We start from the raw sequence: 12,818 nt of genomic DNA on the forward strand, positions 1-12,818 counted from the left end.
TGACCGGTACACCGCCTGAGTCCTGGAGAAGGCGAGGACTTGAGCATGGGATCCACCTCCGCTCACAACAACGAGGGCCTTGGCCGTCGCGACCTGATCAAGCGTTCTGCCGCACTCGGCCTGATCGCCGTCCCGACGATGAGCTTCCTGTCCGCCTGCGCGAGCGGTGGCGGCGACAGCGAGGACAACAAGGTCGAAAAGGGCGAGAAGAGCGAGAAGAACCCGCTGGCCGTCAACGGCGGCGCGCCGCTGGAGATCGTCATCTTCGACGGCGGGTTCGGCACCAAGTACGCCGAGGACGCCCGGGACGTCTACAAGAAGACCTACCCCGAGGCGCAGATCAAGTTCTCGGCGACGCAGAAGATCCAGTCGGTCCTCCAGCCCCGCTTCAACGGTGGCACCCCGCCGGACCTGATCGACAACTCCGGTGCCCAGCAGATGGACATGGGCGTCCTGGTCGGCAAGAAGCAGCTCACCGACCTGACCCCGCTGCTCGACGCGCCCTCCATCGACGACCCCGCCAAGACGGTGCGCGACACGCTGCGGCCCGGCATCGTCGAGATGGGCCAGTTCGACGGCGACCCGGTCTGGATCATGTACTACGCGTACACGGTCTACGGCGTCTGGTACTCCCAGACCGCGCTGGACAAGCTCGACGCCACGTACCCGGAGACCTGGGACGACATGCTCGCGCTCTGCGCGAAGGCGAAGAAGCAGGGCATCGCCGGCTGGACCTACCCCGGCAAGCACCCTTACTACATCCCGTTCTCGCTCTACCCGTTCATCGGGAAGATCGGCGGCGTCGAGGTCCTCGACGCCATCGACAACCTGGAGCCGAAGGCCTGGGAGCACCCGGCGGTCAAGGCGGCCTTCGAGGCGTACTACGAGCTCTTCGCCAAGGGCTACATCCTCAAGGGCACCCCGGGCCTGGACCACCGCGGTTCGCAGGGCGCCTGGGCCCGCGGCAAGGCGCTGTTCATCCCGAACGGCTCCTGGGTCGAGAACGAGGAAGCGGCGATCATCCCCAAGGACTTCAAGCTGTCCGTGGGCGCGCCCTCTTCCCTCGACTCCTCGGACAAGCTGCCGTTCGGCACCATCTGGGCCTCCGGTGGCGAGCCGTTCATCGTCCCGTCCAAGGCGAAGAACCCGGCGGGCGGCATGGAGCAGCTGCGCATCATGCTCAGCGAGGCCTCCTCCAAGTCCTTCACCGCCAACACCAAGTCGCTCTCCGCCTTCAACGGCGGCACCGACGGCATCGAGCTCTCCGACGGCCTGAAGTCCGGTGTCGCGGCCCTGGAGAAGGCGGGCACCAATGTGGTCAACCCGCGGCTGCAGGACTGGTACGTGAAGCTCCAGAAGGAGCAGATCGGCGTCGCCGCGCTCGGCGAGATGATGGCCGGCCGTGCCACCCCGGCCGAGACCATCAAGAAGATCCAGGCCTTCGCCGACGCGACCGCCAAGGACCAGTCCATCAAGCACTTCAGGCACCAGTGATCACGCGTCACCAGCGGCGGCAGCTCGGGGAAGGTCGGAGTCGGTAACGATGCAACACGGTAAATACCGGTTCATAGTCGGGTTCTTGGTGGTCCCGATGGCGTTGTACGTCATCTTCGTCATCTGGCCCTTCATCCAGTCCATCTACTACTCGTTCACGGACTGGACGGGTCTGAGTCCCGACTTCAAGATGGTCGGGTTCGACAACTACACCAAGATGCTCGACGACGACATCTTCTGGAAATCGCTCCAGCACAGTGTGCTGCTGGCGGTTCTGCTGCCGCTGGTGACGCTGGGCCTCGCGCTCTTCTTCGCCTTCATGCTCAACGTGGGCGGCCGGCGCCGCAAGGGCGCCGCCATCGCGGGCGTCCGGGGCTCGGGGTTCTACAAGATCGCCTACTTCTTCCCGCAGGTGCTCTCGATCGCCATCGTGGCCATCCTGTTCCAGTTCGCCTTCGACCCGGCCCAGGGCATGATCAACGGCACGCTCAAGGCCGTGGGCTTCGACGACGTACCGGACTGGCTCGGCGATCCGAACCTGGCGCTGTGGGTCATCATGGCGGTCCTCGTCTGGTGCACCACCGGCTTCTTCGTGGTGCTGTTCTCCGCGGGCATGGCCTCCATCCCGAAGGACTTCTACGAGGCGGCCCTGCTGGACGGCGCGAGCCGCTTCACGACCTTCTTCCGGATCACGCTGCCCCTGCTCTGGGACACGGTCCAGTCCGGCTGGGTCTACATGGGCATCCTGGCGCTCGGCGCCGAGGGCTTCGCCATCGTCCACATCATGAGCGTCGGCCCCGGCGGGCCCGACTACTCGACCACCGTCCTTCCGCTGTACGTCTACCAGTCGGCGTTCCGTGACGGACAGGCGGGCTACGCGACCACGATCGGTGTCGCCCTGCTCATCGTGACCCTGGCGTTCGCCGCCATCGTCATGCGAGTGGGCCGGCGCGAGCGGCTGGAGTTCTGATGAAGACCACTGACACCCCCGCGTCCGGCCCCGGCGTCTCCAAGGTGCCCGCCCAGCGCACCGGCACGGCCCCCACAGGCTCCTCCGCCCCGGCGAAGAAGAGCGAGGGCCAGGTCCTCAACGTCTTCTCGCACGGGATGCTCGTCCTGTGGGCGATCATGGTGGTGCTGCCGCTGTTCTGGGCGGTGATGTCCTCGTTCAAGACCGACTCGGACATCTTCAACACGCCCTGGTCGCTGCCGAGCTCGCTGAACTTCGACGCCTGGGGCCGGGCCTGGAGTCAGGCCCATATGAGCGAGTACTTCCTCAACACCATCCTGGTGGTGGGCGGTTCGCTCATCGGCACCCTGGTCCTCGGCTCGATGGCCGCCTATGTGCTCGCGCGCTTCGAGTTCCCGGGCAACCGCTTCGTTTACTTCTTGTTCGTCGGCGGCATGAGCTTCCCGATCATGCTGGCGCTGGTCCCGCTGTTCTACGTCATGGACAACATGGGGCTGCTGAACACGATCCACGGGCTGATCCTCGTGTACATCGCGTACTCGCTGCCGTTCACCGTGTTCTTCCTGACCTCGTTCTTCCGTACGCTGCCGACCTCGGTGGCGGAGGCGTCGATCATCGACGGCGCCTCGCACACCCGGACGTTCTTCCAGGTGATGCTGCCGATGGCCAAGCCCGGCCTGATCAGCGTCGGCATCTTCAACTTCCTGGGGCAGTGGAACCAGTACATGCTGCCGACGGTGCTCAACACCGACCCGGAGAAGCGGGTGTTGGCCCAGGGCCTGGTGGAGCTGGCCTCCAGCCAGGGATACAAGGGCGACTACTCCGGCCTCTTCGCCGGCCTGGTGATCGCGATGCTGCCGGTGCTGGCGGCGTACATCATCTTCCAGCGCCAGGTCGTCTCCGGTCTGACGGCGGGCGCGCTCAAGTAGGTCACATATCCACAACGGCCCGGTGCCCCGGCGGAGAGACTCCGCCGGGGCACCGGGCCGTTGTGCGGTGCGCGGGTGCTCAGGTCTTGACGGAAGGCACCCCCGAACGGTCAGCTTAGAGTTCACATGTTGGAGGAAGCCGGGGTGTCATCGCTGCTGCCCCGGCCGGGGCGGTCCTCTTCGGACCGCCCGCCAAGGGCAGGAGTGGATGAGTCGATGGAGACTCCCGGGTCGCAGACATCGCTGCACAGGGCCAATCTGGAGCGGGTCGTACGCGCCGTACGGATGGCGGGGTCGCTCACCCAGGCGGAGATCGCCCGGAGCACCGGGCTCTCCGCCGCCACGGTCTCCAATATCGTCCGCGAGCTGAAGGACGGCGGAACGGTCGAGGTGACGCCCACCTCGGCGGGCGGCCGCCGGGCCCGCAGCGTCTCGCTCAGCGGCGACGCGGGCATCGTCATCGGCGTCGACTTCGGCCACACCCACCTGCGGGTCGCCGTCGGCAACCTGGCCCACCAGGTGCTGGCCGAGGAGGCCGAGCCGCTGGACGTCGACGCCTCCTCCGCCGAGGGGTTCGACCGGGCCGAAGTGCTGGTCAACCGGCTGATCGCGGCGACCGGGATCGGCCCGGACAAGATCATCGGCGTCGGCCTCGGCGTGCCGGGACCCATCGACGTGGAGTCCGGAACGCTGGGCTCCACCTCGATCCTGCCGGGCTGGACCGGCATCAACCCGAGCGAGGAGCTCTCCGGCCGCCTCGGCGTCCCGGTGTACGTCGACAACGACGCCAACCTCGGAGCCCTCGGCGAGCTGGTCTGGGGGAGCGGGCGGGGCGTCAAGGATCTCGCGTACATCAAGGTCGCCAGCGGCGTCGGCGCCGGTCTGGTGATCGACGGGACCATCTACCGCGGCCCCGGCGGCACGGCCGGCGAGATCGGGCACATCACGCTCGACGAGTCGGGCCCGGTCTGCCGCTGCGGCAACCGCGGCTGCCTGGAGACCTTCACCGCCGCGCGGTACGTGCTGCCGCTGCTCCAGCCCAGCCACGGCCCCGGGCTCACCATGGAACGGGTGGTCCAGCTGGCCCGTGAGGGCGATCCGGGATGCCGCCGGGTGATCGGTGACGTCGGCCGCCACATAGGCAGCGGTGTCGCCAACCTGTGCAACCTGCTCAACCCCAGCCGGGTCGTGCTCGGCGGCTCGCTGGCGGAGGCCGGCGAGCTGGTCCTGGGGCCGATACGGGACTCCGTGTCGCGTTACGCGATCCCCAGCGCGGCCCGGCAGCTCTCGGTGCTCCCGGGGGCCTTGGGCGGTCGTGCCGAGGTGCTGGGCGCTCTGGCCCTCGTGCTGAGCGAGATGGGGGATTCAACCCTTTTGGAGAGCACCCTCCCCGCAGCGACTCCTGCCTTCACTTAGATAACGAATGGCACCGTTGTCATCTCGTTAAGGATTTACTCCTTGACGCTGGCGCCGCGGCCGAGTTGACTTCCAGCCACCTCGGCCGCAACGTCGCGGCCTCGTCAGGGAGGTTCGAGAATGAACACGCGTATGCGTCGTGCCGCCGTTGCCGTTGCCGCCACCACGATGGCGATCTCGCTGGCCGCTTGCGGGAGTGCCAAGGAGTCCGGCGACAAGGCCGAGCAGGGCTCGGAGAAGAAGGGCGACGACCTGAAGATAGGTCTGCTCCTTCCCGAGAACCAGACGGCCCGTTACGAGAAGTTCGACCGTCCGATCATCGAGAAGAAGATCGGCGAGCTCACCGACGGCAAGGCGAAGGTCATCTACGCCAACGCCAAGCAGGATGCGAACACGCAGTCGCAGCAGGTCGACACCATGATCACCAACAAGGTCGACGCCCTCATCGTGGGCTCGGTCGACTCCAAGGCGATCGCCAACAGCGTCAAGAAGGCCAAGGACGCGGGCATCCCCGTCGTCGCCTTCGACCGCCTCGCCGAGGGCCCCATCGACGCCTACACCTCCTTCGACAACGAAGAGGTCGGCCGGGCCCAGGGCAAGGCCCTGCTGGAGGCCCTGGGCGCCAAGGCCGACGGCGGCACGATCGTGATGATGAACGGCGCGATCACCGACCCGAACGCCGCGCTCTTCAAGAAGGGCGCCAAGTCCGTCCTCGACGGCAAGGTGAAGTACGGCAAGGAGTACGACACCAAGGAGTGGAAGCCGGAGAACGCCAACGCCAACATGGAAGCGGCGATCACCGCGCTCGGCAAGGACAAGATCGACGGCGTCTACTCCGCCAACGACGGCATGGCGGGCGGCATCATCACCGCCCTCAAGGCCGCCGGCCTCTCCCCGCTCCCCCCGGTCACCGGCCAGGACGCCGAGCTGGCGGGCGTGCAGCGCATCGTCACCGGTGAGCAGTTCATGAGCGTCTACAAGTCCTACCCGGCCGAGGGCATCGTCGCCGCGGAGATGGCCGTCGCCCTCGCCAAGGGCGAGAAGCTCGACTCCATCGCCACCTCGAAGGTCGACAGCGCCACCACGAAGGGCATCCCGACGGTCCTCGTCCCGGTCATCTCGCTGACCAAGGACAACATCAAGGACACCGTCATCAAGGACGGCATCTGGACGCTGGACGAGATCTGCTCGGGCAAGTACAAGGCCTCCTGCGACAAGATCGGCCTGAAGTAGGCCCCAGGGCCCTCGGGCCGGCCGCCCGCGCGGCCGGTCCCGCCAGGCCCCGCCGTACCGCCCGACGCGTCCTCGCGAAGGCACCACGGCACCTCTGCCGCGCACGCGCCCGCCGCACAGCCGGCCCGCGCGCGCCACGAAGCCTGTCCGGTGTCCCGCCCACCAACCGTCCCGCTACCGGGCGGGGCGCCGGACGGAACGCTTCCGCCCTTTTTCTTTTCTTCTGCTCGACCGCCGCGCCTTCCCCCGGGCGCGGCATCCCCCGCCGGTCAGGCGGCGAAGGAGATGGTTCACGTGACCGCTACGCCCGTGTTGGCGTTGCGAGGGGTCTCCAAGCGATTCGGTGCCGTCCAGGTACTCACCGATGTAGAGCTTGAGGTCCACGCCGGTGAGGTGGTCGCCCTGGTGGGCGACAACGGCGCCGGTAAATCAACGCTGGTCAAGACGATCGCCGGAGTGCACCCCATCGATGAGGGAGTCATCGAGTGGGAGGGCAAGGCCGTCCAGATCGACAAGCCGCACGACGCCCAGAACCTCGGCGTCGCGACCGTCTATCAGGACCTCGCGCTCTGCGACAACATCGATGTCGTCGGCAACCTCTACCTGGGCCGGGAGCTGCGCAAGTTCGGCATCCTGGACGAGGTCGAGATGGAGCGCCGCTCGCGTGAGCTGCTCTCCACGCTCTCCATCCGGATCCCGAGCGTCCGCATCCCGATCGCCTCGCTCTCCGGCGGCCAGCGCCAGACGGTGGCCATCGCCCGGTCCATGCTCGGCGAGCCCAAGCTCGTCATCCTCGACGAGCCGACCGCCGCCCTCGGCGTCGAGCAGACCGCCCAGGTCCTCGACCTCGTCGAGCGGCTGCGCGAGCGCGGCCACGCGGTCATCCTCATCAGCCACAACATGGCCGATGTGAAGGCCGTGGCGGACAAGGTCGCCGTGCTCCGGCTCGGCCGGAACAACGGGGTCTTCGATGTGAAGACCACCTCGCAGGAAGAGATCATCTCCGCCATCACGGGCGCCACGGACAACGCCGTGACCCGACGTGCGGCGCGCAACGCGGAGGTTTCCAAGTGACCACCGACAAGTCCGCCACCTCGCTGGACAAGGCCGACGCTCCGGCCGGTGCTCCGCAGGTAGGCAACCCGGACGCGGCCGAGGGCGCCGCCACGGTCATCGACCCCCGCCTCCTCATCCGTGAGCAGGGCTTCGCCGGCTACCTCACCGAGTTCAAGCGCAAGATCAGCGGCGGCGACCTCGGCTCGATCCCGGTCGTCGTCGGCCTGGCGATCATCGCCATCGTCTTCCAGAGCATGAACTCCGAGTTCCTCTCCGCGAAGAACATCAGCGACATCGCCACCACGATGGTCGCCACCGGCATGATGGCCGTCGGCATCATCTTCGTCCTGCTGCTCGGTGAGATCGACCTCTCGGTCGGCTCCGTCTCCGGCGTCTCCGGCGCCCTGGTCGCGGTGCTCAGCGTCACCCAGGGCATGAACGAGTGGCTCGCGATCCTCGTCGCCATCGTCAGCGGCGCGTTGATGGGCGCGATCCACGGCTTCTTCTTCGCCCGGATCGGCGCACCGGCCTTCGCCGTCACCCTGGCCGGCCTGCTGTTCTGGCTCGGCTTCATGCTCCAGCTGCTCGGCGACTCCGGCACCATCAACCTGGACGGCGACGGAGTGGTCGGCAAGCTGACCACGTACTACTTCTCCGACGTCGCCGCCGCCTACGGGCTCGCCGCGATGGCGGTCATCGGGTACTTCGCCGCCGCCTTCCTGGACACCCGCCGCCGCGAGGCCGCGGGCATCCCGGCCCGGCCGATCGCCGACATCGCGGTGCGCACCGGCGTCCTCGCGGTGTTCGCGTTCGCCGCGGCGTACATGTTCAACCAGTACCGCGGCCTGCCGCTGGCCTTGGTCCTCTTCCTGATCGTCCTGGTCGGTACGGACTTCCTGCTGCGCCGCACCGCCTACGGGCGGAAGATCTTCGCGCTCGGCGGCAGCGTCGAGGCCTCCCGCCGTGCCGGTATCAACGTCACCGCGATCCGGATCTCCGTCTTCTCCATCGCGGGGACCTTCGCGGCGATCGGCGGCCTCTTCTGGGCCTCCAAGATCGCGGCGGCCAACCAGGGCTCCGGCACCGGCGACCTGCTGATGAACGTCATCGCGGCGGCCGTCATCGGCGGCACCAGCCTCTTCGGCGGCCGCGGCCGCACCTGGAACGCGCTGCTCGGTGTCATGGTCATCGTCTCCATCCAGTACGGACTGTCGCTGGAGGGCATCGCCACGCCGATTCAGTACATGGTCACCGGCGCCGTGCTGCTCGCCACGGTCGTCATCGACTCCGTCACCCGTAAGACGCAGAAGACCGCAGGGCGCGCCTGACCCGCGGATCCGCGCAGGTGCCCGGTGCCCCGAAGGGGGTGGCCGGGCACCTGCGTGTGTCCGGGTACGGCTACGAACAGGGGCGCCCGCTGCCCACGTCCGGTAGCGGAACATTAGACTCATCGGATCGGCACGCTCGATCAGCTCAAACGCAAGGAGGCACGGGTGGATCTGCTGACCCGCATCAAGGGACCGCGCGACCTGGACCGGCTCAGCCTCGACGAGCTCGACCAGCTCGCGGAGGAGATCCGCACCTTCCTCGTCGACGCGGTGTCCAAGACCGGCGGACACCTCGGCCCCAACCTGGGCGTGGTGGAGCTCACGATCGCCCTGCACCGGGTCTTCGAGTCGCCCCGCGACAAGGTGCTGTGGGACACCGGCCACCAGGCCTACGTCCACAAGCTGCTCACCGGCCGCCAGGACTTCTCCCGCCTCAAGATGAAGGGCGGCCTCTCCGGCTATCCGTCGCAGGCCGAGTCCGACCACGACATCATCGAGAACAGCCACGCCTCCACGGTCCTCGGCTGGGCCGACGGCCTGGCCAAGGCGAACGAGGTCCTGAAGAAGGACGACCACGTCGTCGCGGTCATCGGCGACGGCGCGCTCACCGGCGGTATGGCCTGGGAGGCGCTGAACAACATCGCCGCCGCCAAGGACCGCCCGCTCGTCATCGTCGTCAACGACAACGAGCGCTCGTACGCTCCGACCATCGGCGGCCTGGCCAACCACCTCGCCACGCTCCGTACCACCGACGGTTACGAGCGGTTCCTGGCCCGTGGCAAGGACATCCTGGAGCGCACGCCCGTCGTCGGACGTCCGCTGTACGAGACCCTGCACGGCGCCAAGAAGGGCCTCAAGGACTTCATCGCTCCGCAGGGCATGTTCGAGGACCTCGGTCTGAAGTACGTCGGTCCGATCGACGGCCACGACATCGAGGCCCTGGGGTCCGCGCTCCAGCGCGCCAAGCGCTTCGGCGGCCCGGTCATCGTGCACTGCCTCACCGAGAAGGGCCGCGGCTACACCCCGGCCCTGGAGGACGAGGCCGACCGCTTCCACGCCGTCGGCAAGATCCACCCGGACACCGGCCTGCCGATCTCCACCTCCGGCCTCGACTGGACCTCGGTCTTCGGCGAGGAGATGGTCAAGCTCGGCCACGAGCGCGAGGACATCGTCGCGATCACCGCGGCCATGCTCCAGCCGGTCGGCCTCGGCAAGTTCGAGGAGGCCTTCCCGGACCGGATCTACGACGTCGGCATCGCCGAGCAGCACGGCGCGGTCTCCGCGGCGGGCCTCGCCACCGGCGGCCTCCATCCGGTCTTCGCCGTCTACGCCACCTTCCTCAACCGCGCCTTCGACCAGGTCCTGATGGACGTGGCCCTGCACAAGTGCGGCGTCACCTTCGTCCTGGACCGGGCCGGCGTCACCGGTACGGACGGCGCCTCGCACAACGGCATGTGGGACATGTCGATCCTCCAGTGCGTGCCCACGCTCCGCATCGCCGCGCCGCGCGACGCCGACCAGGTGCGCGCCCAGCTCCGCGAAGCCGTCGCCGTCGACGACGCGCCGACCGTGGTCCGCTTCTCCAAGGGCGCGGTCGGTCCGGCGGTCAAGGCCGTCGGCCGGGCCGGCGGCATGGACATCCTGCGCGAGCCGAAGGCCGCCCGCCCCGACGTCCTGGTCGTCTCCGTCGGCGCGCTCGCCCCGATGTGCCTGGAGATCGCCGACCTGCTGGACGCGCAGGGCATCTCCTCCACCGTCGTCGACCCGCGCTGGGTCAAACCGGTCGACGAGGCCCTCGCTCCGCTCGCCGAGCGCCACCGTGTCGTCGTCACCGTCGAGGACAACAGCCGCGCCGGAGGCGTCGGCTCCGCCGTCGCCCAGGCGCTGCGCGACGCCGGCGTCGACGTACCGCTGCGCGACTTCGGCATTCCGCCGGTCTTCCTCGACCACGCCTCGCGCGGCGAGGTCATGGCCGAGATCGGACTGACCGCGCCGGACATCGCCCGCCAGGTCACCGGCCTGGTCGCCAAGCTGGACGGCCGGTTCGAGAGCCGAGCGGTGGAGCCCGCGCGCGACTGACCTCCTTTCGGGCCGATGGGCCGGGAAGACGACCCCTGTCCGGGTGGTTCTCCCGGCCCATTCGCATGAAACGGGCCAGATGGCGTGTTCCTGCGTATTGCGGTCCCCATCATGGCGTTCACAACGAGTGCGTGGAGGTACGCAGGTGAGCGCGCAGGTCACACCACCCCGCGGAAACGGCATGTTCCGCACCAAATCCATCGAGCAGTCGATCCGTGACACCGAGGAGCCCGAGCACGCGCTCAAGAAGTCCCTCTCCGCCCTGGACCTGACCGTCTTCGGCGTCGGTGTCATCATCGGCACCGGCATCTTCGTCCTCACCGGCCAGGTCGCCAAGGAGACGGCGGGCCCGGCCACCGCCGTCGCGTTCGCCGTGGCGGGCGTCGTGTGCGCGCTGGCCGCGCTCTGCTACGCCGAGTTCGCCTCCACCGTCCCGGTGGCCGGCTCCGCGTACACCTTCGCGTACGCCGCGCTGGGCGAACTGGTGGCCTGGATCATCGGCTGGGACCTGGTGCTGGAGTTCGCGCTGGGCACCGCGGTGGTCGCGGTCGGCTGGTCCGGCTACGTCCGCTCGCTGATGGACAACGTCAACTGGACGATGCCCGAAGTGCTCTCGGGACCGGACGTGGCGGAAGGATTCGGCTTCGACATCCTGGCCTTCGCCCTGGTGCTGGTGCTGACCGTCATCCTGGTCGTCGGCATGAAGCTGTCCGCCCGGGTCACCTCGGTCGTGGTGGCGATCAAGGTCGCGGTGGTCCTCATGGTGATCATCGCGGGGCTGTTCTTCATCAAGGCCGAGAACTACAAGCCCTTCATCCCGCCGGCCGAGAAGCAGCCCGCAGGCTCGGGCTGGGACGCGCCGCTCGTGCAGCTGATGTTCGGCTACGAACCCACGAACTTCGGCATCATGGGCATCTTCACCGCCGCCTCCATCGTCTTCTTCGCCTTCATCGGCTTCGACGTGGTGGCCACCGCCGCCGAGGAGACCAAGCTGCCCCAGCGCGACATGCCGCGCGGCATCCTCGGCTCGCTCATCATCTGCACGGTGCTCTACGTGGCGGTCTCGCTCGTGGTCACCGGTATGCAGCACTACAGCGAACTCTCCGTCAGCGCCCCGCTCGCCGACGCCTTCAAGGCCACCGGCCATCCGTTCTACGCCGGTCTGATCAGCTTCGGCGCGGCGGTCGGCCTCACCACGGTCTGCATGATCCTGCTCCTCGGCCAGACCCGGGTCTTCTTCGCGATGAGCCGCGACGGCCTGCTCCCGCGCTTCTTCTCCAAGACGCACCCGCGCTTCCGCACGCCCTACCGCCCGACGATCCTGCTCGGGGTGCTGATCGCGATCATCGCCGGGTTCACGAGCATCGAGGAGCTGGCCACCCTGGTGAACATCGGCACGCTCTTCGCGTTCGTCGTCGTCGCCCTCGGCGTCCTGGTCCTGCGCCGCACCCAGCCCGACCTGCCTCGCGCGTTCCGCACCCCGTGGGTGCCGCTGCTCCCGATCGTCTCGGTGGCCGCCTCGGTCTGGCTGATGCTCAACCTGCCGGTGGAGACCTGGGTCCGGTTCGGGGCCTGGATGGCGCTCGGTGTGGTCATCTACTTCGTGTACGGACGCCGCCACAGCCTGCTCGGCAAGAGGGGCCGCTAGAAGCCGTGACCTTCCCGTCCCTCCCGGTGGAGCGATCACCGCGGGGGCGGGGTCGCGGATGGCTCGTGCAGGAAGCGGTGCCACTCCAGGAGCGCGCCGTCCCGGAGACGTAGCTGGTGGAGTACGTAGGACCCGGATTTCGTCAATGCCCAGTTGGGCAGCAGGATGTGGTTCTTGAAGCGGGCCTCGTCGTCGGCATACGGATAGGGCGTACGCAGCCCGTGGGCGATCCTGGCCTGGAACGCGGCGTCCCAGTGCGCCGGCCCGGTCGGCGCCCCGGGCCCCCGGGCGTCGATGATGGAGCGCGCGTGATCGACCACCGCCTCGTTCACCACGTCCTCGAACCGGCGGAAGCCATCGTGCGCGGCCCGCCGGACCCGGACGTTCCGAGCTAGCTGCCCGCCGAGCACGTAGCGGCGTACCCGGTAGTAGTTCATCGTCTTCCCGTCCACGCCCGGGATCTTCTCGCGCACCCATCCCTCGACGGCCATCACGTCGCGCAGCGGGATGCGCCTGGTGCGATGCCAGGGCAGCGGCCGGAGCCGGCGCGTGATGCTCAGGGTGTGGCCGTCGAAGGTCAGCCGGGCGAACAGGGTCGACGCGGTCACCGGCAGGCGGACGGGCGGTTCAGTCCTCCCGTTGGGATCCTTCATGAAGCCAAGTGT

At 68.2% G+C, this 12,818-nt stretch carries 10 protein-coding genes; 9 read left to right on the forward strand and 1 reads right to left on the reverse strand.

The annotated features are described in order from the left end of the window. The first annotated feature begins 45 nt into the window (after positions 1-45). From ngcE to ABZ267_RS19520, 9 genes are all read left to right on the forward strand, one after another. Positions 46-1,494: an N-acetylglucosamine/diacetylchitobiose ABC transporter substrate-binding protein gene (gene ngcE / locus ABZ267_RS19480; RefSeq protein WP_356755363.1), complete on the forward strand. Its 1,449-nt coding sequence runs from the start codon at positions 46-48 to the stop codon at positions 1,492-1,494. A gap of 49 nt (positions 1,495-1,543) precedes the next feature. After that, the gene (locus ABZ267_RS19485; RefSeq protein ID WP_356755365.1) at positions 1,544-2,464 is read left to right on the forward strand and encodes a sugar ABC transporter permease; all 921 of its coding nucleotides are present in this window, start codon (positions 1,544-1,546) and stop codon (positions 2,462-2,464) included. Next, entirely contained in the window at positions 2,464-3,393 is a 930-nt protein-coding gene (locus ABZ267_RS19490) for a carbohydrate ABC transporter permease (protein ID WP_356755367.1), read from the forward strand. Before ABZ267_RS19485 ends, ABZ267_RS19490 begins: the two co-directional genes overlap by 1 nt. 216 nt (positions 3,394-3,609) lie before the next feature. Then, positions 3,610-4,809 (forward strand): ROK family transcriptional regulator, encoded by a 1,200-nt coding sequence (locus ABZ267_RS19495; RefSeq protein WP_356755369.1) that lies wholly within the window; start codon positions 3,610-3,612, stop codon positions 4,807-4,809. Positions 4,810-4,929: 120 nt separating this feature from the next. Then, positions 4,930-6,042, forward strand: coding sequence for a sugar ABC transporter substrate-binding protein (locus tag ABZ267_RS19500; protein WP_356755371.1), 1,113 nt, complete (start codon positions 4,930-4,932; stop codon positions 6,040-6,042). A 285-nt stretch (positions 6,043-6,327) separates the two neighbouring features. Continuing rightward, on the forward strand, positions 6,328-7,116 hold the full coding sequence (locus ABZ267_RS19505; RefSeq protein ID WP_031127054.1) for an ATP-binding cassette domain-containing protein: 789 nt from the start codon (positions 6,328-6,330) through the stop codon (positions 7,114-7,116). Beyond that, on the forward strand, positions 7,113-8,426 hold the full coding sequence (locus ABZ267_RS19510) for a sugar ABC transporter permease (RefSeq protein WP_356755373.1): 1,314 nt from the start codon (positions 7,113-7,115) through the stop codon (positions 8,424-8,426). Before ABZ267_RS19505 ends, ABZ267_RS19510 begins: the two co-directional genes overlap by 4 nt. Before the next feature lie 165 nt (positions 8,427-8,591). Beyond that, the gene (gene dxs, locus ABZ267_RS19515; RefSeq protein ID WP_356755375.1) at positions 8,592-10,505 is read left to right on the forward strand and encodes a 1-deoxy-D-xylulose-5-phosphate synthase; all 1,914 of its coding nucleotides are present in this window, start codon (positions 8,592-8,594) and stop codon (positions 10,503-10,505) included. Positions 10,506-10,686: 181 nt separating this feature from the next. Continuing rightward, on the forward strand, positions 10,687-12,153 hold the full coding sequence (locus ABZ267_RS19520) for an amino acid permease (RefSeq protein WP_356755377.1): 1,467 nt from the start codon (positions 10,687-10,689) through the stop codon (positions 12,151-12,153). Between the two features lie 35 nt (positions 12,154-12,188). Here the strand turns inward: ABZ267_RS19520 and ABZ267_RS19525 are convergent, their stop codons facing one another. After that, positions 12,189-12,806: a hypothetical protein gene (locus ABZ267_RS19525; RefSeq protein WP_356755379.1), complete on the reverse strand. Its 618-nt coding sequence runs from the start codon at positions 12,804-12,806 to the stop codon at positions 12,189-12,191. Between the last annotated feature and the right edge of the window lie 12 nt (positions 12,807-12,818).

The sequence above is a fragment of the Streptomyces sp. NPDC006174 genome, assembly GCF_040614075.1.
Taxonomy (GTDB): Bacteria; Actinomycetota; Actinomycetes; order Streptomycetales; family Streptomycetaceae; genus Streptomyces.